General features: G+C 45.7%; 23 protein-coding genes. 14 read left to right on the top strand and 9 right to left on the bottom strand.

Going from position 1 to position 26,006, the window contains the following annotated elements:
- The first annotated feature begins 10 nt into the window (after positions 1–10).
- Both hisC and cmk read left to right on the top strand, forming a co-directional pair.
- Positions 11–1,123, top strand: coding sequence for a histidinol-phosphate transaminase (gene hisC / locus FCL46_RS24705; protein ID WP_217909516.1), 1,113 nt, complete (start codon positions 11–13; stop codon positions 1,121–1,123).
- Positions 1,116–1,808, top strand: a complete 693-nt coding sequence (gene cmk / locus FCL46_RS24710) for a (d)CMP kinase (protein ID WP_136809153.1) — start codon at positions 1,116–1,118, stop codon at positions 1,806–1,808. Before hisC ends, cmk begins: the two co-directional genes overlap by 8 nt.
- A gap of 180 nt (positions 1,809–1,988) precedes the next feature.
- Here cmk and FCL46_RS24715 read toward each other — a convergent pair whose 3' ends face one another.
- Positions 1,989–2,612, bottom strand: coding sequence for an OmpA family protein (locus FCL46_RS24715; RefSeq protein ID WP_136809154.1), 624 nt, complete (start codon positions 2,610–2,612; stop codon positions 1,989–1,991).
- Positions 2,613–3,038: 426 nt separating this feature from the next.
- Between FCL46_RS24715 and FCL46_RS24720 the strand changes: the two genes are divergently transcribed.
- From FCL46_RS24720 to FCL46_RS24760, 9 genes are all read left to right on the top strand, one after another.
- The gene (locus tag FCL46_RS24720) at positions 3,039–3,467 is read left to right on the top strand and encodes a DUF2721 domain-containing protein (RefSeq protein WP_136809155.1); all 429 of its coding nucleotides are present in this window, start codon (positions 3,039–3,041) and stop codon (positions 3,465–3,467) included.
- A gap of 1 nt (position 3,468) precedes the next feature.
- Positions 3,469–5,649, top strand: coding sequence for a bifunctional 23S rRNA (guanine(2069)-N(7))-methyltransferase RlmK/23S rRNA (guanine(2445)-N(2))-methyltransferase RlmL (gene rlmKL / locus FCL46_RS24725; RefSeq protein WP_136809156.1), 2,181 nt, complete (start codon positions 3,469–3,471; stop codon positions 5,647–5,649).
- 117 nt (positions 5,650–5,766) lie between these two features.
- On the top strand, positions 5,767–6,168 hold the full coding sequence (locus tag FCL46_RS24730; protein WP_136809157.1) for a response regulator: 402 nt from the start codon (positions 5,767–5,769) through the stop codon (positions 6,166–6,168).
- A gap of 222 nt (positions 6,169–6,390) precedes the next feature.
- Complete coding sequence (locus FCL46_RS24735) at positions 6,391–6,759, top strand: Hpt domain-containing protein (protein WP_136809158.1); 369 nt, start codon at positions 6,391–6,393, stop codon at positions 6,757–6,759.
- An 81-nt stretch (positions 6,760–6,840) separates the two neighbouring features.
- Positions 6,841–8,463, top strand: coding sequence for a response regulator (locus tag FCL46_RS24740; protein ID WP_136809159.1), 1,623 nt, complete (start codon positions 6,841–6,843; stop codon positions 8,461–8,463).
- Between the two features lie 201 nt (positions 8,464–8,664).
- Positions 8,665–9,735, top strand: a complete 1,071-nt coding sequence (locus FCL46_RS24745) for a 3-oxoacyl-ACP synthase III (protein ID WP_228723277.1) — start codon at positions 8,665–8,667, stop codon at positions 9,733–9,735.
- Positions 9,723–10,307 (top strand): AmmeMemoRadiSam system protein A, encoded by a 585-nt coding sequence (amrA, locus tag FCL46_RS24750; RefSeq protein ID WP_136809160.1) that lies wholly within the window; start codon positions 9,723–9,725, stop codon positions 10,305–10,307. The genes FCL46_RS24745 and amrA overlap by 13 nt, the downstream gene beginning before the upstream one ends.
- Complete coding sequence (locus FCL46_RS24755; RefSeq protein WP_136809161.1) at positions 10,304–10,930, top strand: hypothetical protein; 627 nt, start codon at positions 10,304–10,306, stop codon at positions 10,928–10,930. The genes amrA and FCL46_RS24755 overlap by 4 nt, the downstream gene beginning before the upstream one ends.
- A gap of 56 nt (positions 10,931–10,986) precedes the next feature.
- Positions 10,987–11,196: a hypothetical protein gene (locus tag FCL46_RS24760; protein ID WP_136809162.1), complete on the top strand. Its 210-nt coding sequence runs from the start codon at positions 10,987–10,989 to the stop codon at positions 11,194–11,196.
- 13 nt (positions 11,197–11,209) lie between these two features.
- On the opposite strand, the gene FCL46_RS24765 is transcribed toward FCL46_RS24760, so the two are convergent.
- Entirely contained in the window at positions 11,210–16,462 is a 5,253-nt protein-coding gene (locus FCL46_RS24765; RefSeq protein WP_136809163.1) for a trifunctional serine/threonine-protein kinase/ATP-binding protein/sensor histidine kinase, read from the bottom strand.
- A gap of 182 nt (positions 16,463–16,644) precedes the next feature.
- Positions 16,645–17,706: a hypothetical protein gene (locus FCL46_RS24770; RefSeq protein WP_136809164.1), complete on the bottom strand. Its 1,062-nt coding sequence runs from the start codon at positions 17,704–17,706 to the stop codon at positions 16,645–16,647.
- A gap of 141 nt (positions 17,707–17,847) precedes the next feature.
- Between FCL46_RS24770 and tsaA the strand changes: the two genes are divergently transcribed.
- Positions 17,848–18,570, top strand: coding sequence for a tRNA (N6-threonylcarbamoyladenosine(37)-N6)-methyltransferase TrmO (gene tsaA / locus FCL46_RS24775; protein WP_136809165.1), 723 nt, complete (start codon positions 17,848–17,850; stop codon positions 18,568–18,570).
- A gap of 29 nt (positions 18,571–18,599) precedes the next feature.
- Here the strand turns inward: tsaA and lptC are convergent, their stop codons facing one another.
- The 4 genes from lptC to FCL46_RS24795 form a co-directional block, all read right to left on the bottom strand.
- Entirely contained in the window at positions 18,600–19,184 is a 585-nt protein-coding gene (lptC, locus tag FCL46_RS24780; protein WP_136809166.1) for an LPS export ABC transporter periplasmic protein LptC, read from the bottom strand.
- The gene (locus tag FCL46_RS24785; protein ID WP_228723278.1) at positions 19,181–19,825 is read right to left on the bottom strand and encodes a KdsC family phosphatase; all 645 of its coding nucleotides are present in this window, start codon (positions 19,823–19,825) and stop codon (positions 19,181–19,183) included. The genes lptC and FCL46_RS24785 overlap by 4 nt, the downstream gene beginning before the upstream one ends.
- A 175-nt stretch (positions 19,826–20,000) precedes the next feature.
- Positions 20,001–20,849 carry a 3-deoxy-8-phosphooctulonate synthase gene (gene kdsA / locus FCL46_RS24790; protein ID WP_136809168.1) on the bottom strand — a complete coding sequence of 283 codons (849 nt, stop codon included), beginning with the start codon at positions 20,847–20,849 and terminating at the stop codon, positions 20,001–20,003.
- Between the two features lie 3 nt (positions 20,850–20,852).
- Positions 20,853–22,511 (bottom strand): CTP synthase, encoded by a 1,659-nt coding sequence (locus tag FCL46_RS24795; RefSeq protein WP_136809169.1) that lies wholly within the window; start codon positions 22,509–22,511, stop codon positions 20,853–20,855.
- Between the two features lie 201 nt (positions 22,512–22,712).
- Here FCL46_RS24795 and msrB point away from each other — a divergent pair, with 201 nt between their 5' ends.
- Positions 22,713–23,759 carry a peptide-methionine (R)-S-oxide reductase MsrB gene (gene msrB / locus FCL46_RS24800; protein ID WP_136809170.1) on the top strand — a complete coding sequence of 349 codons (1,047 nt, stop codon included), beginning with the start codon at positions 22,713–22,715 and terminating at the stop codon, positions 23,757–23,759.
- Positions 23,760–23,867: 108 nt separating this feature from the next.
- Here msrB and FCL46_RS24805 read toward each other — a convergent pair whose 3' ends face one another.
- Both FCL46_RS24805 and FCL46_RS24810 read right to left on the bottom strand, forming a co-directional pair.
- Complete coding sequence (locus FCL46_RS24805; RefSeq protein WP_136809171.1) at positions 23,868–24,584, bottom strand: YkgJ family cysteine cluster protein; 717 nt, start codon at positions 24,582–24,584, stop codon at positions 23,868–23,870.
- A 48-nt stretch (positions 24,585–24,632) separates the two neighbouring features.
- Positions 24,633–24,833 carry a hypothetical protein gene (locus FCL46_RS24810; RefSeq protein WP_136809172.1) on the bottom strand — a complete coding sequence of 67 codons (201 nt, stop codon included), beginning with the start codon at positions 24,831–24,833 and terminating at the stop codon, positions 24,633–24,635.
- A gap of 469 nt (positions 24,834–25,302) precedes the next feature.
- On the opposite strand from FCL46_RS24810, the gene FCL46_RS24815 reads away from it, so the two are divergent.
- Positions 25,303–25,968, top strand: coding sequence for a DUF2959 domain-containing protein (locus tag FCL46_RS24815; RefSeq protein WP_136809173.1), 666 nt, complete (start codon positions 25,303–25,305; stop codon positions 25,966–25,968).
- Positions 25,969–26,006: the final 38 nt, after the last annotated feature.

Raw genomic sequence — 26,006 nt, forward strand, 5'->3', positions numbered from 1 at the left:
GAGAAATCTGTTGAAACTTCAAATTCCTGAAAATATACAGGCCATAACTCCATATCCGCCAGGAAAACCGTTAGACGAACTTGAGCGGGAGTACGGGGTTAAAAATTCAATTAAGCTTGCATCAAATGAGAATCCGTGGGGGCCTTCACCCAAGGCAATCGCAGCCATACAGGATGCACTCGGCAGCCTCAACAGGTACCCGGACGGGTCGAGTTACTACCTTACTCAGGCTATCGCCAAACATTTTGGTATGTCAGCCCAGGAAATTGTTTTGGGCAGTGGCTCAAATGAGGTAATTGAATTTCTGGTGAAAGCATTTGTAGGGGTGGATGATGAAGTTATCACCTCTCACCCTTCTTTTTTGATGTATCAGAAATTTGTCCAGGTACGTGGTGGAAAGAATCTGGTGCTGCCGTTAAAGGGGATGAGGCATGATCTTCAGGCTATTCTTGCATCTGTAACAGCCAGGACCAGGCTTGTATTCCTTGATAATCCGAACAATCCTACCGGCACATATATAAATCCTGCCGATTTATATACATTCCTCAGTGCAATGCCTGAGCATGTGATTGTTGTGCTTGATGAAGCCTATGTGGATTTCATGGATATGAGTTATCAGGTAGATATCTATTCGCTGATAAAAAACAGTGATGGACGTTGTCCGGTCGTTTCGTTGCGGACCTTTTCTAAAGCATACGGATTATCCGGTTTGCGTGTTGGATTTGGTTTGATGGCAAAAGAGATTGCTGATTGTCTGCATAAGGTGCGTCAACCGTTCAACATGAACAGCCTTGCTCAGGTTGCAGCTCTTGCAGCCCTCGAGGATACAGCGTTTTTTGATCAGACCATTAAGAAAACCATCACCGGTCGAAACATTTTAATGCGCGGAGTTGAAGAACTCGGTTGCAAAAGTTATCCTTCTGAGACCAATTTTTTCCTGATTGATGTGGGTGGAGATGCAGACGCTTTGTATAACGCGATGCTCTATAAAGGGGTAATTGTTCGTTCTATGAGGGCATACGGATTCCCACAATGCATTAGAATAACTATTGGAACTGATGAAGAAAATGCACGTTTTCTAAACGCGTTTTCTGAATGTCTGAAAGAACTTGAATATGTCTGATAAACACAACATAGTCACAATTGATGGCCCGTCAGGTGTTGGTAAATCGACCATCAGCAGGAAGGTAGCTGCAGCACTCGGTTTTACATACCTCGACACTGGAGCAATGTACCGGGGGGTAGCGTATTATCTGCAAGAGCTTGGAATCATTTTTGATGATGAGGCCCGTGTGGCACAGTCGCTCGACTCGCTGGTGCTGAAGTTGTTACCGGCCAGGGATGAAAATAGCGATGTAGAGGTCATTGTTTCAGGTAAAGATGTGAGCCGGCAAATCCGAACACCGGAAATGTCCATGGCGGCATCGGCTGTGTCAAAACTCGGTGCTGTTCGATCTAAGCTGACGTCCATGCAACAGGAAATAGGAAAGCATGGAAAAATAGTCGCAGAAGGCCGTGATACCGGAACTGTTGTTTTCCCTATGGCTATGTATAAATTTTTCCTTGAAGCTAATCCGGAGGAGAGGGCTCGCCGCAGGGTCTTGCAGCTTAATGAAAAAGGAGAATCTGCAGATTTTGATCAGATTCTGAAGTTAACTCTTGAGCGGGATAAGAATGACAGTGAAAGGGCACTCGCTCCTTTAAAGCGGGCAGAAGATGCTATAGCGATAGATACAACAGAGTTGAGCATTGAAGATGTTAGCAGGAAAGTGCTGGAAACGATTAAGGCTAGGAGTTTTTCGGCTTGAGCTTTTTTTCTTCAAATTAAAGAATTTTGTAAACTCAGGTAAATCTATACACTGTATATTGCGAGCAGTAATCTTTCGACAATAACGACGATTTGAGTAAAAAGGGTTTAATCCTAAATATTTCCCGCTGCTGACAAGGAAACAGACCCCTGGCTTTTATACAAATCAGGGGTCTGTTTTTTATTCGATAATAAAGTCTGCGCGTCTGTTTTGGGAATATGAAATTTCGTCCTGTCCAAAAAAGAGTGGTTTTTCCTCACCATAAGAAACGGTTCGAACTCTAGCAGGATCAGTTCCCAGGTCAACAAGGTACTGCTTGGTATTTTGGGCACGTCGCTCTGCAAGTGCTATATTATACTCGTTGGTTCCCCTGTCGTCGGTGTTTCCTTCTATGACAACATAGGCGTTCGGAATCTGGCGAATATATTCAGAATTACTTTCCATTTTCGCAACCATATCCGGTCGGATAGTTGCCTGGTCGAAGTTAAAGTAAATAGGGGAGAGGCCTCGAGTGGAGCGACCATAAAGCTTTTTATACTCTTCAGTGGGTTCAGCCATTCCTTCCGCTGCGGTGACTGAAGTGGCTGTTGATGTGTCATCAAGACTGCCTTCAATAGGAAGACTTTCTTCAGAGTAGCCACCACCTTCAGCTGCAGGGTAGCTGATTGGCGTACCTGCATCTGCACCTCCGTCCATGGTGGTTTCCGGTGGCATAACGGTTTTTTTGCCACATCCGCTGCCAAGCAACAGGATGAGGGATCCAGTAATTGCAGTGAGTAGAAGGGTGGTGCTCTTCGTTTTCATGATGCCTCCTGTAATGCTTGTGAGTGGTATAGAAAAATGAAATGCATCTGGGAATTTAGCTAATTCATTCTAGCCGCAATGGCATTGAGGTCAAGTTATTTTGTAGGGATAACCTGTGATTTCCAATTGTCATAATAGAAGTTGCGGATAGGTGATACTCTTTACAATGTACACGTGTCATGTCCTGTGTCAGGTGTCGTAAAAATGTGAAGCTTTTTCTCTTCCTGCAAGGCGTGACTGATGGAGCATAGCAGCGCCATGTAACAGAAGGAGTAACGAGGTCAGGAAGTGAAAAGGGCGAGCAGAATTAGACATCAGAGGCATAATAGGACAGCGCGTAATTTTAATGCTGTACACAATAAAAACAACAACCGCTCGAGACACTGTCAGGAGCTGTACGATTAAACACTCTAACCAATTAAATTCATGGAAATAACGCTCACCACTCCCGCCCTGCTTTTTCCTGCAGTGGCCTTTCTCCTGGTTGCCTACACAAGCAGATTTCTTGCTATTGGGGCCAGAATACGAAACCTGCATGATAGATATCAGACACGCTCGGATGCAATAATCTATAAACAAATTGTCAGCTTGAAACGACGGGTTGTACTTATTCGAAATATGCAGGCGTGTGCTGTGGCAGGACTTTTTCTTTGTATTTTTTCTATTTTTGTCCTTTTTGCTGGCTGGATGATGATGGGAAAGGTCCTTTTTGCCGGAGCACTTGTACTTTTTCTGGCTTCTCTTGGGATTTCACTTCATGAAATTCTACTCTCTGTCGATGCTCTTAACCTGGAACTGATTGATATTGAAGACAGGGTTCAGGACGACAGTAAAAACAATTTAAAAGATGCATGATATGAATACAAACGACATCTCGGAGAGTCCGTTAATGAATAGCAGATACACTTTTGCAGCAACCTGTGGCGCCGGAACTGAAACTCTGGTGGCTGGAGAAATTGAAACGTTTGGTGGTGATAAGTTTGAAGAAGGACGAGGCGTTGTCAGCTGGGAGGGGAATCTCGAGAGTGGTTACAGGGCCTGCCTCTGGTCAAGGTTTGCTTCGAGAATTCTCCTACAGGTGAAAACGTGCACAGTAACCGATGAAGAGTCGCTCTATCAGGCGGCTCTTGAGGTTAACTGGAGTGAACACATGGACGTATCCACCACGTTTGCAATTGATGCAACTGTGACTGCAGATGCGGTTATAAACCATAGCCGATTCGCGGGATTAAAGGTTAAGGACGCTATTGTTGATCAGTTCCGTGATCAATATGGTGAACGGCCTTCTGTGGATATCGAGCGTGCAGGGGTTCGGATAAATCTTCTCGTAAAGGGAGATATGGCAATTTTTGCTATCGATCTTTCCGGAGATGCTCTTCATAAACGTGGCTACAGGGTTGAAAAGAGTCTGGCACCGTTAAAAGAAAACCTCGCTGCGGCAATTGTACAGTTGAGCGGTTGGAACGCAAATTGTGATCAATCCACCCCACTTGTCGACCCAATGTGCGGATCGGGCACTTTACTTATTGAAGCAGCTCTGATGTATGGTGATATTGCTCCTGGTCTGTCTCGGAATTACTTTGGATTTACTGGTTGGAAGCAACATCAGAAATCACTTTGGGACACTCTTGTGAATGAAGCTCTTGCACGGGAGGATGCGGGTAATGAAAAAGAATGGCCGGTAATTATCGGATATGATGCAGATGCGCAGGCTGTTCGGGCTGCGAGAAACAACGTGATGAAAGCGGGCCTGGATGACAGGATTCGTATTGAAAAGGCAGAACTGGCATACCTGCAGCCCAAAGAAGGTGTCGGAACGCTTCTTTCAAACCTTCCCTTTGGGGAGCGCCTTTCAGAGACTGAACAGGTTGCCCAGCTTTACCGCGCACTTGGAAGAATAGCTAAATCTCATTTTGCAGGATGGAAGCTGGCAGTATTCATCTCAAACCCTGAACTTACAGATAGTTTTACTGTTCAGTGGGAAGATAAGCATCGGCTGTATAACGGTTCTCTGCAATGTAGAGTCTTGCAATGTGTTGTGAAAAAGGACGAAGAGCAGGATTTTACATGGCAGGTAACGGATACCCCGGTTGAGGGTGATGGTGTCGATTTCAAGAACCGCTTTCGAAAAAATCTCAAAAAGTCCCTTAAGGCGGCAAGAAAAAATGAAGTGAGTTGCTTTCGTGTCTACGATCGTGATCTTCCAGATTACAATGTGAGTATCGACATATACGAAAAGTGGGTACATGTTCAGGAATATGCGCCACCACAGACTGTTGAACCCAAAATTGCTTCTGCACGATTTCAGACCGTATTGAGATCTGTCAGGGAGATTTTTGGCATCAGGGCGGACAGGGTTTTTATCAAGACGCGTGAAATACAGCGTGGGAAAAAACAATATCAGAAAAAATCAACTCGAAGAAAAATGCATGAAGTGCGTGAGGGGAAGTGTTTCTTCCTTGCAAATTTCACCGATTATCTTGATACCGGGGTTTTTCTTGATCACCGGCCGGTAAGAGAGATGATTCACCAGAAAGCGTATGGAAAACGGTTTTTGAATCTCTTTGGATACACGGGTACAGCCACCGTGCAGGCAGCAACAGGCGGTGCAGCTACCACAACAACAGTTGATCTGTCTAAAACATATACTGACTGGGCAAAGATGAATCTGGCGCTCAACGGTTTTGCAACTGGCAAGAAAAACCGGGTCGTGAGTGCTGATTGCATGCAGTGGCTTCAGGAAGATACTGGAATATATGATCTGATATTTGTTGATCCTCCGACATTTTCCAACACCAAGAAAGAGCGACGCGTGTTCGATATTCAGCGGGACCATCATAAGCTGCTGGAGTTGGCTATGGCTCGTTTAAGTGAAGACGGTTTACTGATATTTTCTACAAACTTCAGAAGGTTCAAGCTGGATCCACAACTCAGCGAGAAGTATCAGACGACTGATATTACACGTTCGACAATTTCTTTTGATTTTGAAAGAAACCAGAAAATTCACCTGTGCTGGGAGATGAGAAAGAAGAGCTAGCTGAGCTGGCGAAAGTCCGGTACACGAGTATGAAAATGCAGGGCAGACCTTTTTCTCATTTACGGGTTCATGATATCTTTATTCGTATGATTATTTTTTTCTGAAAAGGATGGATCTATGAAAACCCTCATTGTCGAAGATGATTTTCTCGCCCGCTCTCTGCTGACCACAGTTCTTGCAGAATACGGGGTGTGTCATGTGGCGGTAAACGGGGAAGAGGCCCTTGCCGCAGTGGTGCGAGGTTTTGAAGAGAAAAATCCGTATGATCTGATTTGCCTGGATATCATGATGCCTGTTATGGATGGTCAGCAAGCCCTGCAGGAGATTCGCAAGATTGAAGAAACAATCGGAATAATGGGGATTGATGCGACGAAGGTCATCATGATTACGGCTGTGGATGACTCAAAAAATATCATGAAAGCGTTTCGTCAGGGACAATGCGAAGCGTATCTGACAAAACCGCTGGATCGGGAAAAGTTGTTGAAACATCTTGTTGATCTAGGTCTTGTGGCCGGGTAATTGTCTCAGAGTCATACACAGCATTCTCAACCGAGGTGTTAGCCTTATTCGGTTAAATATAGTCGACCTCTTTCCACCTTTTTTCCTGTGATCTGTAAAAAAAGGTCGCAGGAAAAGCATGTACCCTGTCTAATTGTAGGTGTTTATAGTTGCGGGAACCTACTCAATATATTAGGGGTAAGAGAGTAAGAAACATCTCTCAACCTTGCAGACTGGAATTGAATGAAAAAGACTATTTCATATTCCAATCCTCCGCCTGTAACCATTCCGGTTCTGCGCGAGCATTTCAGGACCACGTATACGCTTGATGAAGCTCAGGTTGAGTTGATGATCCAGAGTTCACAGCTTTCTCTTGAGGTGACATTGTCAGCAGCCAGAGAGGCTTTACTGAAGGATGACACCTGTCAGCCGTTAGCACGGGCTGCTCACAATCTGAAAGGATTGCTCCTGAATATGGGAGAAGAGAGTTGGGCACAGGTTGCGCGACAGATTGAGCAGGCAGCAATATCAAATGAAGAGTTTGATTATGCAGGGCACATTGACAGGTTGTACGTAGGAGTTGCAGCAGTAATGGGATACACTCCTGAGTAGTTTGGCTTTCAGGCCGACAGTAACTCCACACTATCATTTACAATCACTACTTTATTACTATTTACATAGAGGGACTCTCTGGTGAATAACGAGATTGAAAAACTGCAAACAAAAATAGCTGATCTCCAGAAGAATAACAGTGCACTGAAAAATCGCATAGTATCGCTGGAAGGTGCATTGGATAAAGCTGAAAGGGCCAGCCTGGTTAAAAGTGAGTATTTGGAAAATCTGAGTCACGAGATCAGAACATCCATGAACGGCATAGTCGGTATGACAGGTCTTGTCATGGAAACTGAACTCAGCCGGGAACAGGAACAATATCTGGAGATGGTTAATACATCTGTGGACCGTTTGCTGGAGGTAGTCAATGAGGTTCTTGATTATGCAAAGATCGAGGCCGGGTTGCTAGATCTTGATCAGCAGGATTTCAATCTCAAAGAGAGCCTGGATCACGATCTGTATCTTCTCAAGTTGAGTGCAGAACAAAAGGGACTCTCTCTCACCTGTAAGATTGAGCCGGATGTACCGGAATACATCTATGGTGACCCTAAACGACTGGTACAGGTATTGACCAATCTGGTGGCAAATGGCATACGTCACACCGATTCAGGTGGTGTTGCTATCTCAGTAACAAATCATGGATATGATGATAATAATCGTTTGTCTTTACTCTTCTCAGTCGATGATACAGGAGAAGGCATAGATATTGAGAAGCAGCAGCGTATTTTCCAGACATTTTGCCGTACCGACTTATCCGGCGGAATAACTGCAGGTGGAGTAGGGGTAGGGCTTACAATCTGTTCTCAACTGGTGAAAATGATGGGAGGAGAGTTGGGACTGGCTTCAAGCAAAAAGGGATCAACATTCTGGTTCTCTCTTCCATTTAAAGAAGTGGCCGATTTTGATTTCAAGATTGAAGTAGACGAGCTTACCAAAACACGACAGGCTGAAACTGCGTATTATGCACTGCAGGGGGCAAAAATACTTCTGGCAGAGGATGAACCTATTAACAGTGTTTTGACCGAGACTATGCTTACTAACGCCGGCGTAGAAGTTGTATGCGTTGAAAATGGCCAGGAGGCACTGGATAAAACCAAAGAAGAAGATTTTAACCTTATTCTGATGGATGTTCAGATGCCGGTCATGGATGGTTTGGAAGCGACCAGAAAACTTCGTTCAAGAGAGAAGAAGAGTGGCAGGAAATCGACACCGGTTATAGCTCTTACAGCTCTCGCTATGCAGGGTGACAGGGAAAAGTGCCTGCAGGCCGGAATGGATGATTATCTTACAAAGCCCATTGAAAAGTCACAACTGCTTGGGATATTGTCCAGGTATATGACCAGTTCCGCCCTCGTTGTGGACAGTGATATGGAAAGTCAGCAGGTGATGGTTCGTTCACTGGTGGAAAATGGCTGGAACGTGACAATAGCAGAGACTGGAAGATCTGCCATGTATGAGGCTTCACTTAACCGATTTGATCTTATTCTGCTTGATACCAAAATGCCTCAAATGGATGGAGTCGAGGCGGCCAGGGTTATTCGTAAGCTTGAGGAATACTCTGGAAGACATGCATATATTGTCGGGATTGGTGTTGGAAACGGCGGTGAAGAAGAAAAATGCATAGAGAGTGGTATCGACGGCTATATAGAGCGACCTGTAACCAGGGATAAAATTAGTGAGAAGTTGCAACATGTACAGAGATAGATTTCTTTTTGCCGGGTTATTGTTGTCAATAGACGGTTGAATGAACGAAAAACCGGTAAAATGGCCATTTGAGCTAATTTACTTGTATGGTAGTACTACTCCACGTATAATGTCCCGCTGGTCAGTAGCAAGGAAATACTCTGGGGTGCCGATACGCTGCAACTTCGCGCAAGCTGCCGTCTGGCATTCTCAGAGGAAATAATGTTTTTTGGTAACCACTCATCATCTATGATCAGCTATTCGCACGTAAGTCTCGACACTTTCGGATATGAACTCCCTCCCCGAATTCTCACTTCAGAGGAAATAGAAAACAGGTTAGCTCCGGTTTATGAGCGTCTAAAACTGCCGCAAGGCCGTCTTGAGCTAATGAGCGGAATCCGTGAGCGGAGGCTCTGGCTGGATGGAACCCGGCCAAGTGAAGCCGCTGCAAAAGCGGGCAGGCGTGTGCTTCAGGCAGGTGATATTGATCCCGCCGAGGTTGAATGTCTGATATTCACCTCTGTATCGCGTGATATGATGGAGCCTGCAACAGCCTCTTTTGTTCACAACGCTCTCGGTCTGCCTGAATCCTGTCTGATCTTTGATATCTCCAATGCATGTCTCGGATTTCTGGATGGTATGATAACCCTGGCTAATATGATAGAATTAGGGCAGGTGAAAAATGGACTTGTGGTCTCGGGGGAAACAGCTGAGGAGCTACTTGATTCAACCATTCGTACTCTGGTGGCTGATCAAAACCTGAGTAGGAAGACCATAAAACCGGCTTTTGCTTCTCTTACAATAGGGTCCGGGTCCATGGGCCTGTTTATGAGAAGAGCTGTTGAAAACGAGACAAAACCACGTCTTGTTCATGGTGCCTGGCGGGCCAGTACGCGATATTCAAATCTTTGTCATGGTAATCAGGCAAGCGGTAACTCGACGCTGATGGCGACCGATTCCGAAGAGCTTCTCCACAGGGGAGTTGAAACTGCCAATCACACCTGGCGAGAATTTTCGAGAAAGCCTGGCTGGGGTGCTGAAGATATTGATGGATTTTACTGTCATCAGGTTGGAACGGCGCACGCACGATTGCTTTTTGACACTCTTGGTCTTGATATTTCTAAAAACTTTGAGACACTTGCCACACTCGGCAATGTGGGCTCGGTCTCAGCACCGATTACCTTAGCTCAGGCAATGGAACAGGGAAGATTTGGTCCGGGACAAAAAGGAGCGTTGCTAGGTATAGGCAGCGGCATTAACTGCCTTATGCTGGGCATCGAATGGGACAAATGATAACAGGTGAAATAGACAGAAAGCAGGCAAAAAAACTGCTTGAGCTCGCAAGACAGACAATCTATGCAAAATTGCATGATCAGGCATTAGCGATAGAACAGCCTGAAGATGATTGCTTTAACGAGAATGCTGCAACGTTTGTAACTTTAAAGATTGCTGGCCAACTGCGTGGATGTATAGGATCGCTAAGCCCCACAGTTTCACTCTGGGAGAGTGTTAAAACGAATGCGCTCAGTTCTGCTTTTCATGATTCCAGATTCAGTCCACTCACAGCTGATGAGCTTAAAGATGTTCATATAGATATTTCAATTTTGACTTCTCCTGTCGATCTTGTCTATGTTGACGCAGAAGACCTCATTACCCTTTTGCGACAGGGCGTTGATGGTGTTATTTTGCAATATGGCAGTAGAGGAGCCACCTTTCTGCCTCAGGTCTGGAAGCAGTTGCCGACGGCCGAACTCTTTTTGGGACATCTGTGTCTTAAGGCAGGTCTTTCAGAAAATTGCTGGCGGGAAGACCACCCAACAATTCAGACGTATACTGTTCAAAGTTTTGCAGAGGAAGAGGTATGAAGGAACTGGTATTACCGGAACATCTGGCTGAAAAAATGGAACAGCTTTACCAGCAGATGGAAAAGGATTACAGCAATGTAGCGAGAGCCCTTGAATTCAGTTGTGAGGGATGCCCGGATAACTGCTGTGACTCCTATTTTCAACATCACACGTACGCTGAGTGGGCATATCTATGGCACGGTTTACGTCAGATGCCACAGGAAAAGCAGGACCAGATTCGAGGTTGGGCTGAAACGTATATAGCGGAGTGCCGCAAGGCCGAAGATAAGGGTGAACGCCCACAGGTAATGTGCCCACTCAATGAAGAAGGGCTCTGTATTCTTTATGCCCATCGTCTGCTGGTCTGCAGAACGCACGGTGTGCCTGCACGAATGCGTCGCCCGGATGGTAAGGTTATGCCGTTTCCCGGATGTTTTCGCTGTCAGGATATTGTTGAAGAACGTGAAAAAACCGGCCTTAAAACTCCCCACGTTGAACGAACGCCCTTACTGATGGAACTGGTCAAGGTGGAGGATGAGTTTCTTGAGCATAAACGCCACATGTATCCTCGACTGAAGCTGACTATTGCTGAGATGATAGTCAATGGTCCGCCGTCAATCCCGACCCCGCACTGCGAACGATAGCAATTCTCGATCTATTTAGCGTTGTATATTTTTGCCCTCTGAGGCTTTGAGAAATAATGACAAAAGAAGAAAAGTTTCCTGGCGACCTCTGGGATAAAGTAGGGTCTTTGGAAGATATTGAAACCATGCAGGTCCTGACTAGGCTTTTTGATGTGTATGAGCTACAACTACAGAATAATCCTCAGGATGGCGCAGCTCAGCAGTTCTTTAAGTACCTTGAGCAGGCCATTGCCCAGGCCTCGGAATGTAACCTGAATCGTCGATAGCCCGCATTTCAGGTTATATGTCAGTCGCCGCCGTGATCTTTTCGACTTCCAAGTCATTTTTCAGAGGATTTTCTGTAATTGTCGGCAGGGAAATGATGAATGTCGTGCCTGAACCTGGGGTTGAAATAAAGTCCAGATTGCCCTTGTGATGCTTAATAATACCGTATGAGATAAAGAGCCCAAGCCCGGTGCCATCTTCTTCTGTTTTGGTTGAAAAGAATGGCTCAAACATGCGGTCCTGGTTGTCATAGGCAATGCCTGTTCCTGTATCAGAAACCTCAATAACCATTCCAGCACCGCTTTTTCTCGTTTTAACCGTCAAGAGGCCGCCACCGTCTATCATTGCGTCCACAGAGTTCATTGTGAGATTGAAGAGGACCTGCGTTATCTGGTCGACAATGGCATCGACCTGAGGGAGTGAGTGGTCGTAATCTTTTTTCAAACGAATCCTGTTGGCAGAGAAGTGCTTTTTCTGAAAAAGCAAAACGTTGTCAATAAGATTGTGGATATCTATTCGGGTGAGTCTTCCGGTAGACGGTTTGTTGAGTCGTTGGAGGTTCTGGATCAGTTTTTTCATTCGTTCGCATTCCTCCAGACCCAGCTCCAGAAGCTGTTTGTCACTGCCGGACATTCCGTCCCGTTTATGGAAGTCGTCAATGAGATATTTTAATCCCATAAGCGGATTTCCAAATTCATGGGCGATGGATGCCGATAATCTGCCGAGAGCACTAAGCTTTTCAGCATGAAGTAGCTGGAGTTGAGTGTTTCTTCTTTTCTCTACTTCAGTATTCATTCGTGTGACAGTACGCTCCAATTCTTCGAAGAGTCGTGAATTTTTCAGTGAAATTGCAGCTTGTGTGCCAAGGAGGTGCAAGAGCTCCTGTCTGTCCGGCGGGAAGGCACCGGTGGCAAGGTTGTTCTCAAGGTAGAGGATACAAAAAATCTCACCCTGATGAATAATAGGCATACAGAGCAACGATCGTGGCTTTTTCTGTAAAATATACGAGTCGTTGGTGAAGAGCCCTTCCTTGCAGGCGTCGTTAAGTACAACGTCTACAGCTGCGTGGGTGACGTAATTTACTATTGCGACTGAGGCGATATCCTGAGAGCTTATCGGGGTATCTGTAAGCGTGACGATTGAACTGCGATAGATAGACCCTCGCACCTTTATTTTCCAGTCATGCTTATCACGAAAGATGAGAAATCCGCGCTGGGCACCTGCACTTTCAAGCATTATCCGCATCATCTTTTTTAACAGTTCATCAAGTACCATTTCACTGTTGAGAATGCGGGAAGCCTTGATAACCGTCATCATATCAAGCCGGGAACCGCCCTCACCGGGAAGTAGGGTGTTTGACATGGGGATGGTTCCACTGGAAGCCAGGCTCTTTTGGGTATGTGCTGAAGGAATAACCCACTCCTGTGCATCAAGATGATTAACTTTTGATACAGCACCCCATCGCTGATAGCAGTAGCGGGCCTCCCTCATGTAAGGACGTGCTATGTGTGCTTTTCCTTTACTATTATAGAACCTCGCCGCACATTCATAGGCCAGAGCTTCTTCTTGAAGATATTCGTGTTCCTTGGCGAGATGAATGGCCTTGTCATACCATTCCATGGCTTTTTCAGAATTGCCGCGAATGCGTTCACGCTCAGCTTCGACAAGGCTGAATTTGTGCTCATAATTTTGCGGTGCATAACGGGCCCATATCTTCAACAAGTTCTGGTTTTTACGGATTATGAAACTGGAAGCAATTTTTTCTGAAGCGTTGAAGTTTCCATATTCTGCCAGTCGAGCCAGTGAGTCGTAAAAGTGAAAGACAGGCAGAAAAACAGAAGAGGTGAGGCTCGGGAGATATCCTTTTGCCTTATCAGAATAGTCCAGAGCCTGGCGGTAGTTGTTAAACAGCACAGCATGACTAAGCTTGATTATCATTGCAAGACAGTATGATGATTTGTCACCTGATTGCAGATAGCCGGAGAGCTGAATATCTTCATCGAAATATTGGCCTTTCAGGATCGCTGGTTCGCGGGTTTCTTCCGTAAGGTTATTCACTGCCTGGCGAATAACCTTTATCCTGTTGAGCTGAAGTTGTTGATTGAGCCTGTCTATTAAAGTGAAATGCTGTTCTATTTCTGATCGGGTGGTGCTGAGATTACTGCCTTGAAAATAGTGGCGAAATGAAAGAGAGCAGGCAGCATTGGCTGATGTATCAAGATCTCCGTTTTTAAGCCCTTCCTGAATAGCAATCTTAAGCGGTTGAAGTGTAGTTCGGATGTGCGACTGCCAGTGGGCTATGAAACTGTTATAAATATATGTGGGCAGCCCTCCCGTCTTTTCGTCAGCCATATCTTTTCTGAGCTGCAGGGCTGTACTGGCAAAGAGGTTAGCGCGCGGAATATTTCTGGCAGAGGAGGCACAGAGCAGTAATCCATGAGTCAGGTAGCCTGTAACTGAAGATTCAACGCTGTTTCCATAACGTAGAGTCAGCCGAAGAGCATGTTCACTCAGTAATGGTAGAAGGTGAGGATTTGCCGTGTAGGCAGCAGTGCCCATATCGTGCAGAAAGCCTATGGTAAGAAGAGCTTTCCTGTCAGTCATCTGAGGAAGATTACGTAGCTGGGATTGACTAACCCCGAACAGTCGAGTCCGGCTTCTCATCAGTGATAATAGCATCTGGAGTCGGGATGGCTGTTCTGGAATTTGTACACCCAGACGAAAAAGCATTTCGCGACAGCAGTCAACAGCCTGGGCAGGCAAGCTCTGAGCTTTCAAAGAACGTACACGAGTTCGATAGACTCTTGCAATATCCTCCACGTCGGTTGAGTACTTTGTAACCGCTCGGAAGTACAATTCAACGTCATCATAGTCTGAGCACAAAAATGCTGTTTCACATCCCTCAATATGTAGGGTGACAGCAAGACTATTGTCAGTGTGCCAGGAGTCATCAGACAAACAGGATAGCCCCCGCAGTATGTAGCTATGTGCGGAGGTGTAATCAGACGATCGCTTTGCCTTTTTTGCCGCATCCAGGTTGACTTTGGCGAGTTGGATTTTTTCCGATTCGTCGGTTATCTGGTCGATACCGCAGTTGAGGTGGCTTGCTATTTCAAAGAGTTGTCTGTCGTAGTGTGTTGTAGCAACAGTGTTAAGCAATATTCTTCCGGCCTTGTATCGAACAATCCTGCAATTGTCGCTACTTATCTGCTGATGAATGGCCTGCCATATCTGGTCGTGTGCGAAGTGAAAATAGGATTCATCAGCTATGGATGGCATAGGCTTTTTAAGAATAAAGCCCTGACACAAGGCATCATGCAATTCTTTGAGGCACTCTTCTGCAGAGTAGCCGAGAAGTTTTGTGAGCAGCTGAATTGAGAATGTATGACCAATACAGGAGGCTATCTTTAAAAGATTGCGAGTGGATTCGGTAAGGTCTTCTATTCGCTTAACCAGTAAATCAGCAATGTTTTTTGTCAGGTGGCTATTAGAAACCTTTTCTTCATCCCATTCCCATCGGTTGTGCCGAGACGAATACCTGAGGTGGGACTCTCTGTTTATAGAGTAGAGAAATTGTTTAAGATAAAAAGGGTTTCCTCCTGTTTTTTTGTGACAGATTGTTGCAAGGCTTGCGATATCTTGAGTCTCAAGATTGAGTGTTTGTTCGAGGAGGAGACTGGTATTCTGAAGATTGAGTTCACCAACAGGGAGACGTTTAGTCTGATGGAGGTGGCTGTTTTCGCGTGCATAGATAAATCGGCTAAGCTGGTTCTTGCCATCGTCCAGTTCATCACGATAAGTTGCGATAAACATGAATCCGCCGAGATCAGCGGAGCCGAGCAAAGTATCGAGCAACTTGAGACTGTCGGGATCAGCCCAGTGGAGGTCGTCGAAAAAAAGGATTAATGGAGGACCTGCATGACAGGCAGCTTGAAAGAAGCTCTGAAAAACCCTGGTAAATCGGAGTTCAGTCTCTACGGGGTTGAGTTCAGAGATTGATTCCTGTTTGCCAAGTATAAGATCTAGCTCCGGGATAAGTTCGGTAAGAACCTTACCTTCTCCATTAAGAGCTTTTAAAAAATTTCTTTTCCACAGATCAATCGATTCCTTGCCCTCTGAGAGAATTTGTCGAACCAGATGCTGAATCGTTACTGAAAAGGCGGCATAGGGGGTTATACTTGAAACCGGTTCAAAGCTGCTCTGCAGGAAATAGTTTTTTTCACGCGATAAGCGCTTTTTGAACTTCTGCACCAGAGAGCTTTTACCGACGCCGGATGGACCCGAAATCAGGTATATTACAGATTCTCCATCTTTTAGCAGATGCAGGCCAGAACTGAGTACTTCCAGTTGATTGTCTCTGTCATACAGCCTGTTGGAGATGTTAAGTGTTCGTAAAGTTTCTTCACCTCCCGGCTCAAAATTACCGATAGTTCCATGTTCTCTTAAGCTATGGAGACAGCGTTTCAGGTCGGCAATGACTCCGTAACTGTGCTGATATCGATTTGAAGGAGACTTTTCAAGAAGTTTACTGATGATCGCTGAAAGTGGGCCCGGAATATCTGCATTAAGTTTGCTGGCAGAAGGAGGTGTCTGGGCAAGGTGAGCATGAACGAGTTCAGCCGGTTCTGTCGTTTCAAACGGCAGCGATCCGGTGGCGAGCTGAAAGAGTGTCACCCCAAGGGAATAAAAGTCGGTACGGTAATCGACAGCAACCTTAAGGCGTCCTGTCTGCTCCGGCGAAATGTACGGCAGGGTACCGTCAAGCAGAGATGATTGTAACTCGTTATTGTCGTCAGCATCACTTGAGGTCGCAATATTGAAATCAATGAGTTTAATTCGCTTTTTATCGTTGCTGACAAGAATGTTGGAAGGGTTCAGATCTTTGTATATAATTTTTCTGGAGTGAACCTCTTCCAGTGCGCGAGTCAGTTCAATGCCAATCTGCAGTATTTCGATAGTGTCAAAAATAGTGCTTTGCAGTGCCTCTTCAAGGGTGAGGAATTCGCCTTGCAAGTCTTCAAGCACCATCGCCAAGGTGTTGTGGTGTTTTTCGAGCCCTAGTGTCTTGATGATGTAATTGGAGTCAAAAGAAGCCAGGAGGAGATACTCATGGCGAAGGCGATTAAGTCGATCGGTGTCAGGACGATCACCTTTGACCAGCTTGATGACAACGGCTTGCCGGGTTGATTTCTGTAGAGCCCGATATACGACTGTGTTGCTGTTTTCGTATATTTTCTCAGTTGTTGTGTATCCGGCAATTGTCGGCACAGATATCTCCTGCTGCTAAAATTAACCTATTTGCGGGAAGCTGAAACTATTGAAGCTGAATATTGTAACAGTCACCAGCAATAAAAGGCAAACCGTAAAAACAGGGAATATCGTCTTCATCAGTGCTTTTATGTGAAAATCCTGAAGTGAATATACCTCTTATGAGTATGGTTTGAGTAAATTCAGATTGATAACAGCATTTCTGCAATGGTGTCAGCTCCATTTTCATATACCGGAGGTTGACGGGGATTGGCGAGTATTTCAGGAAGGCGGGCAATCCATCGCCCTTGAATAAAATCATCCACGGACAACAGGGTGCCTTTCATCTGATTCTGTATATATTTTTCCAGGATTTGAGACTCGGCAAAATCCGGTCGGGTAATACAGCATATCCGTGTTCCAGCCTGGTAGCATTCAGCGGTTGTTGAGTATCCGCTTTTGCATAGTACAAGATCAGCTGCAGCAACGATGTCCGGGTGATAATATTGCGAGGTGCGGCCCAGTGCCAGACAATTATCTGAGATGGTTTGGGTCGAGGGTTGTCCGGCGAGAATATAATAGTTGTTTGAATGATTGCGTATTTGATGCCAGGCAGGCATGTTAAAGTCGATTCCGCCCATGGAGATTACAATGAGTTGCTGATCACGAAGATCTAAAGACTTCCTTATGTCTGCAGTGGGAAGGCGGCGTTTGCGAAAAACTGGAGGAACTGTCGGGGCTGTACTGATTGGTTTACAGACAGGCGTAACCTGAATATGATAATCTGCCATTCCATATATCTCTGAAAGGGTCTTTATTGATCTGAAAAGATCCGGGTGTTCAGGTACAAAGTTTTGGTAAATCCAGTCCCATGTGAAGTTTTCAATGAGTATGGACGGGATCTTTGCAATTTCAGCTGCCTGGATTCCCATCGGCGAAATATCACAAATAACAGCATCACAACCGTTCATTGCTTTTGCCAGTTGATCTACAGGTATTTGAGAGGACTGCAGCATGCTGTCGAGTGCAGCTATAGTCCCGGGGATATTATTACGCAGGGCATCATATTGTACAATCCCCACATCAGTTGCAACCCGATGGAAGCTTATATTCTTGAGTGATTCCTCAAAAAGATGTTTGGGAGCTGTTGTGAACAGTACGATTTCAAGTGATGGGTGGCGGGATTGCAGGGCTTCCAGTATGGCAATTGTTCTGGTTGCATGGCCGAAACCATGGGGCGTAATACAGGCTGCAATGCGCTTCATGATACGGTAAACCTCAGTAATTAGAAAAATGTACTACAAGATAACCCCGGTTCATTCAATGTAACCGGCGAACACCTTGAAGACAAGCTGTGCTGATAGACTGGAATACTAAAGACTTTACAAAAATAAACAAAAAATATAATGACAAAACGTTACAATATGGAGCCGATTGGTGAAATCCGCTCATGCTATACTGAAAAGTTCGGAATCCCCAGGCAGCCGGGCCTCGTTACAGCCGCTGTTGGACAGCTTGAATTTTACCCTCCGTATAACAGAGAGGAGATGTTCAAGGGGTTGGAGGCGTTTTCTCATATATGGGTCATTTTTATCTTTCACGAGACTATTAATGAAGGCTGGAAGCCGACGGTGCGACCGCCGAGGCTTGGTGGACAGAAGCGGGTTGGGCTCTTTGCCAGCCGTAGTCCGCATAGACCCAATCATCTTGGAATGTCGGTGGTGCGTCTTGAAAAGATACGGGTGGAGAAGGGGAGCGTAAGCCTTGAACTTTCAGGTGTTGACCTGCTCGATAGAACCCCTGTGGTAGATATTAAGCCGTATGTTCCTTATTCAGACGGTCCTGAAGATGCCACCTGTGGTTATGCGCGTATGCCGGTCGGCCAAAACCGTGTGGAATTTTCGCCAGAGGTGGAGCAGTTTTTAGTCTATTATCAGCAGGCTACAGGTCGAGATCTACGGGAACTGGTGCTTCAGACACTACGTAACGACCCTCGTCCGGCTAGCCAACGTGCCGCCGGGCGTGAATTTGGTATGTTGTTGTGGAATGTTAATGTTCGCTGGCGAGTTGTTGACGATGGTTTCGAAGTGTTTAACTGCGAAGAGCGAAACAGCGATACGCCGCAGTAATATGTGCGCAGATGCGATCTGCGCAAAAATCACGGTGAGATGGAGCCTTCTATCAAGCAAAGAACACGACCACCCATCTCATAGTATCCTCGTTCAACGTCATAATCGAGACTGGTGCCGACGACCTCAATGGTTTCACCCTCTATCCGCGTCTTACCCGGACAGTTCACCATCCGCGTCTCATCATCATAATAGAAGAGGTCGGTATAGAGGTGCTGATCAGCAGCCGGTTTGGTGATAACAACGTTGTCCATCAGGGTGAGGTGTTGTGTTGAGCCGTTAAAGATGCCACGTTCCGCAACAACATTTGTTGCTTCACCTTCGTTGTTAAATAAGTCCGCGTTGACCTGATCAAGAATGTACTCATTAGGTTTTTCAGTTGTGAAGGCCGATTTAGAGTGAATCTCAGCTGTCATTCTACCATTCTTACTTTGAAGGATACGGACTGTTTCCATGTTGAAGTTCTGGGCTTCCAGGTCTCTCGTGGAGGTTATTTTTTTGTCATAGGAAACGCGGGGAGTGAGGAAGTTACCGATAGGTATCCGCCAGACTGGAAAGGTGATTATCAGGCCAAGTGGTATAAGCCAGATCAGGTTTCGTCGTTTGATCATCATCCGAGAGTATATTCCCGAAGAAGTTTCTGTAACTCTCTACGAGCACTAAGGATCAGTGTGCAGGCATCCCTGACAGCTCCTTCCCCGCCCGGTCGTGAAGTTACGTAGTGTACAACGTCCTTAAGTTCATCAGCTCCATTGGCTGGCGTAATGGATAATCCCACTTGTTGAAGCAAGATCAGATCAAGCCAGTCATCACCCATATAGGCAACCTCAAATGGTTTAAAACCGGTTTTTTTAAGGATCTCTTTGAACGCTTCATTCTTTTTTCGCGCACCCTGATAAATATGAGTCATTTTCAGTTCGGTGGCGCGACGCTCAACCATAGGAGATTTCCTGGCAGTGATAATACCAGTTTCGACACCTGCCTGGTGTAGTAGGCTGATACCGAATCCGTCCTGAGTGTTGAATGATTTCAATTCTTCTCCACTGCTTGAGTAGTGCAGGGTGCCGTCAGTCAGCACACCGTCAACATCAAGCAGCAGAAGTCGTATGTTTTTGGCTTTTTCAAGAACCAGTGCGCTGACTCCGGCCGGATGCGTTTTTTCACCACGTTCACGCGCTATCTGGCGGTATCCGTCCATTACTTCACAATCAGAAGGATAACCACCAGGGGAGGATGGAGTGCAGGGTTCTGTCATAATGTCTATTGGTTTGACTAAGAGGTTGTTCGAGAATTGCAATTTTGTCTCGAATCGAGGCATTTATAAAAAACAAGCGCAGTCATATGTTGAATATTACGAGCATTGTTTTTTATAAATAACGAAGAGTTGGGGCAAAAGGGCATTGTTGGACAGCCTCCTCGGGGAATTCTAATCAGATCAGGCCGGTCACAGCCTCACGAATACGCAACAGCTGAACGAGCAAGTCTTCGATCTGGTCGAGCGGAATTGAATTAGGGCCGTCACATAGTGCCTTATCCGGATCAGGGTGTATTTCCATAAACAGCCCGTCAATACCGGCAGCAATTGCAGCGCGTGTAAGCGGGGCTATAAATTCGCGCTGTCCGCTGGATGATCCACCGGCACCACCTGGAAGCTGAACTGAATGGGTAGCATCAAAAACAACAGGACAACCAAGTGAACGCATAATTGGAAGTGAACGCATATCCACGACCAGGTTATTGTAGCCAAAACTTGCACCACGTTCCACGAGCATCACTTTGCTGGAGCCGGATTCACGCAGTTTATTCACCACGTTTTTCATATCCCATGGTGAAACGAACTGGCCCTTCTTGACGTTTACCGGCTTTCCGCTCTTAGCAGCAGCCGAGAGCAGGTCGGTCTGGCGACAGAGAAAAGCAGGGATCTGTATGATATCAAGTACCTTTGAGGCAGCCTCAACCTGATGTACTTCGTGAATATCAGAAACTACAGGAACCTGAAGTTCTTCACGAAGGCGACCAAGGATCTCAAGACCATCTTTTAAGCCTGGTCCGCGATATGAGGTTATTGAGGTGCGATTTGCTTTGTCAAATGAGGCCTTGAACACATAGTTGATGCCAAGCCGCGAACAGATTTCCTTCATTTGTGTGGCAACTGTTCTGGCCAGGTCTTCAGACTCAAGTGCACAGGGACCACCAATCAACATCAATGGCTGGTCGCTGCCGACACTGAAACCAGTGCCGGCAGGAGATTCGATCGTAACTGGAGAAATCTCAGTCATCAGTTATTTACCCAGTTTTTTTGCAAGTGCTGCGCTGATGAAATCCCTGAAAAGCGGATGTGGCTTCATCGGTTTTGACTTGAATTCAGGATGGAACTGACAGCCCAGGAACCATGGATGATCAGCAATTTCAACTATCTCTACCAGGTTGTTGTCCGGGGATGTTCCTGCGATAGTCAGGCCGTTTTCTTCAAGGATAGCTCTGAATTCATTGTTGAATTCAAAGCGATGACGATGGCGTTCTGAAATCTCTTCCTGTTGATAGGCCTTGGATGCATAGGTCTCTTCTTTGAGCACGCATGGATACGCACCAAGTCGGAGAGTTCCACCCAGGTCAGAGGTTTCGTCGCGCACCTGCTTCTGGTTGGTTCTATAGTCAAACCATTCCTTTATCAGGTAGATAACAGGTTGATCTGTCTCAGGATCGAGCTCTGTTGAGTTTGCGCCTTTCAGTCCAGCGACATTACGGGCATATTCAACAACAGCAAGCTGCATACCGAGACAGATACCGAAGAATGGTATCTTGTTTTCTCGGGCATATGTGATCGCTTTGATTTTGCCTTCTATGCCTCGCTTTCCAAAGCCGCCAGGAACAAGAATGCCGTCGCAGCCATCGAGCAGCGTTGCGGGATCTTTTACTTCAAGGTCCTCTGCGCTTAGGTAACGCAATTCAACCTTGGTGCCTTTTGCCATACCACCATGAACAAGTGCTTCATGGAGACTTTTGTAGGATTCGGTCAGGTCAACATACTTGCCGGTGATAGCAATAGTTACCGTGTTCTTCGGGTTCTTGATGCTGTGAACCAGTGCTTCCCATGGCTTAATGTTTGGTTGACCGGTCCAGATGTTAAGGAGTTCGAGAATCTTGGTGTCGAGCCCTTCACGGTACAGGTTGATTGGCAACTCGTAGATCGTGTCGCAGTCAATTGCTGTGATAACCGCATCTTTCTGAATGTTGCAGAACAGTGCTATCTTTGCCTTGAGGCTCTCATCAAGAGGTACCTCGGTTCGGCAGATAAGGATGTCCGGCTGAATACCATCGGCCCGCAACTCTCTTACTGAGTGCTGGGTCGGTTTGGTCTTCACTTCACCCGCGGTTTTAATATACGGCACCAGGGTAAGATGAACAAATAGAGAGTAATCACGGCCAAGATCACCACGTAATTGGCGAATGGCTTCAATGAACGGCAGTCCTTCGATATCGCCGACAGTTCCGCCGATCTCAATGATAGCTACATCGGTACTGCCGTCTAACTGCAGTACTGCAGCCTTGATCTCATCTGTAATGTGCGGAATTACTTGTACTGTTCCGCCAAGATACTCGCCACGCCGTTCTTTGGATATTACAGAATGATAAATACGCCCGGAGGTGTAATTATTCTTCTGTGCCATAACGGCGTTAGTGTAGCGCTCGTAGTGCCCCATATCCAGATCCGTCTCCGCACCGTCATCGGTTACGTAAACTTCACCATGCTGAAACGGGTTCATTGTTCCCGGATCGACATTGATATAAGGGTCGAGTTTTTGAAATGTTACTGTGAGCCCACGGCTTTCGAGCAATGCTCCTAAGGCTGCTGACGCAAGACCTTTCCCTAAGGATGAGAGCACGCCGCCGGTGACAAAAATGAACTTGGTCCGTTTGGTATTCTGTGTCGTTTTCATGTCCGGCACTATAGCAATCGAGTTCGCTTTTTTAAATAGAAAAATAGCGAACTCGTGTGAAAGATGAAATCAGGAATTATACCAATTTTGTAGCAAAATAGCGGAGCAAGGTAGATATACCTGATAGGGTTGCTTGTCTGAGCCTGTTGTAGTGCATATTTTCTTATAGAATCAAGGAAATCAACCTTACGGAGGCATGTAATGCAGTATACATTTATCTTAAGCGCATTTCTAGTGGCGATAGCAAGTGCTTTGGCTGTAGAAGCCCGGGCAGCTGATACATATAAAACCGCTATATTCGGTGGCGGGTGTTTCTGGTGTATGGAACCGCCGTTTGAGCAGGTAGAGGGAGTGGTTGACGTAAAAGCAGGTTATTCCGGTGGAAAAGAGAAAGATCCTACCTATGAGCAGGTGTCTTCAGGCCGGACCTCGCATCTTGAATGTGTCCAGGTAGTCTATGATCCTGAAAAAGTTTCATACAGAGAACTGGTCGAAGTTTTCTGGCATCAGATTGATCCTACCGATAAAGGCGGTCAGTTTGCTGATAGAGGGAATCATTATACAACCGCAATTTTTTACCACGATGATGAACAAAAGGCGATTGCCGAACGTTCCCGTGATGAGCTTGATAGCTCAGGAAAGTTTGACAGTCCTGTGGTAACGAGCATTTTACCGGCTACACTTTTTTACCCTGCAGAAGAATATCATCAGGATTATTACCTGAAAAATGTTCTTCATTATTCCGCTTATAAAACAGGATCAGGGCGGGCCGGGTATATTGAGCGGGTCTGGAAAGCAGATACGAAAAGCGAATATGTGAAACCGTCTGAAGCAGAATTGCGTGAGAAGCTTAACGCGATGCAGTTCAACGTTACCCAGAAGGATGGCACGGAACCTGCATTTGATAATGAGTACTGGGACAATAAAGACGCAGGGCTTTATGTGGATATTGTTTCCGGGGAACCGCTTTTCAGTTCAACAGATAAGTTTAAATCAGGAACCGGCTGGCCGAGTTTTACTCAACCTGTTGATGGGGGAAATGTTGTCCTGAAGTCTGATCAGTCTCTTTTTATGGTACGTACTGAAGTGCGGAGCAAGAAGGCGGACTCACATCTTGGACATCTCTTTGACGATGGGCCGGAGCCGACAGGAATGCGATATTGTATCAATTCTGCATCGTTACGCTTTATCCCTGTTGAGAAGCTCGAAGATGAAGGGTATGGCGAATATCTCCATCTTTTCAAGTAACCACATAAACGAATAGAGTGTTAGTCTGTAAAAAGCGCAGTTTCAATGTGATTGAAACTGCGCTTTTTTTTTCGTGATTTTTACAGGTTGGTAGTGAGAAAAGAGTGTCTATTTGCCGTTAAGAATGTCTTCGACGGTTTTACCAGCTATTCGCGTGGTGAAGATCTCTTCAAGCAGCGGAGCAACATAGGTATAATCTTCTTCACCGAGCATGAAACCGGGAAGAGGCTGTCCGTTGAGCACATTGGCTCGGGCACCGATTATACGTGGGGTATCTCCGAGTTTGTCTGCAACTGTTTTGTAGGCTGAGATGTCAAGCAGGGCGACCAGTACATCCAGCATATTGCCCCAGTATTCACGTTGTCCGAGATGTTCTGTCAGTTGACTTATTGCTGTAGATGCAGCGATATACTTTTCAGATACAACAGCTGCCCGGTTTGGTGAGCACGTATGCAGTGACAGAAAACATCGACAGCTAAACGGGCGTGCAGGGTAAATGGCGCAGATTGCATCCTCTAAAAATGGACACGGGGAATATGAAGGATCAGTTTCTGGTTCCGGCTCTCTGCCAGCCAGGCAGGCTGCACCAAACTGGTTGATGGTTTGTTTCGGCCGCTGGGGAGAATTTGCCAGATTGAGTTTATCCACCAGCCACTGCTCTTTATTCTCCTGGATAATATATCGAAGAATATGTTCTCCCTCCAGAGCTGTAATAGTTACATTCTGGGTGCAGCAGGTGGCGCAACCCTTCTGGCAGGCCCACTCTTCTTGTGTTGACCATGTTTCGAATGCATCGTAGATAATCTGGAGAATCTGTGATTTCATAATAGAGTAAGGAGATTGGCAGAGTTTGGTGGAAACGTAATGTGGTATTTATTGTCTGTCATCAGGCGTATCTGTTGATGTCGGTTGGTCATCCGGTTCCTGAACATAGCCGGTACCGAGGCAATCGGGACAGTCATCCCAGTCCATAACAAAGCGGCTTACACCTCGAAAGAATGAGATCTGACCTGAGCCACCACAACCTTCACAGGTTTTTTTAGCTGTCACGTTCGTGTTTTCGGTATTTGACATAGCACACGTTTTTTTATGGAATCAGCATATATAGCGTTGCTGACAATAAACCAATCTTTTGTTGTCTGGATAATGGCGAAATATAAAAGAGAAAAACTTATAGCACAAGATGATGATACCCCAGGAGGCTGTCCGAGAATAGATGTTTTGTTCAAAACCCCTATTCTCAGACAGCCTCCTGGTAAACATCCGGTAATGTTTTGGGTGGCGCATTTTGCATGAATGGGTTTCCATGATTAAGGTGATTGCATTACGCAATACTACGTATTATCAGAATAATATCTAGGAGGCTGTTCGAGAATAGACATTCCTCAAACTCGCCGGGATTTTCAAAAATTACTGATTGTCGTATCATGTATATGGCTGTGCATATTTTTTGAAAATGTCTCGATTTTGACCAAGATTTCTATTCTCGGGAACCCTCCCGGGGACGTGCCTTTAAACGTTTCAAGGAGAAATCGGAGAGAAAATGGTGAAAAATTTTCAGAGAAAAAAGATTAACCCGCTCGTTGTATTAATAGTCCTGCTACCCCTTTTGCTCAGCAGTTGTGCGGATACATATTACGGAGCAATGGAAAAGGTGGGTGTACATAAGCGGGATATCATGGTGGACAGGGTAGAGAATGCCCGCGATGCCCAGGAAGATGCACAGGAACAGTTTCAGACAGCTTTAGAACAGTTTAATTCAGTTGTTCAGCTTGAAGATTCCGATTTAAAACGTGCCTATGATAAGCTTAATGCAGAGTATGAAGCGAGTAAGGATATAGCGGAAACTGTGTCATCACGAATCGAGAAGGTTGAAGATGTTGCGGGAGCTCTCTTTGAAGAGTGGGAAGAAGAGCTGGAGCTCTACCAGAATAAGGAGTTCCGCAGATCAAGTAAGGTGAAGCTGGAGAAAACCAAGACTCGCTATAGGGATATGCTTTCATCTATGCACCGTGCGGAAAAAAGCATGGAGCCGGTGTTACGGATCTTCCAGGATAATGTTTTGTATTTAAAACATAATCTGAATGCGCAGGCTATTGGTTCGTTGAAAGGGGAGTTTGCTTCGCTCAAAGGAGAGATTGAGCGGTTAGTCAAGAGTATGAATCAGGCTATTGATCAGTCTAATAAGTTTATTGCGGACATTAAGTAATAGTTTTGTGAAAAATTGCCTATTCACTCAAGCTCAGC

This window comes from Desulfosediminicola flagellatus (genome assembly GCF_005116655.2).
In the GTDB taxonomy this organism is placed as follows: Bacteria; Desulfobacterota; Desulfobulbia; order Desulfobulbales; family Desulfocapsaceae; genus Desulfopila; species Desulfopila flagellata.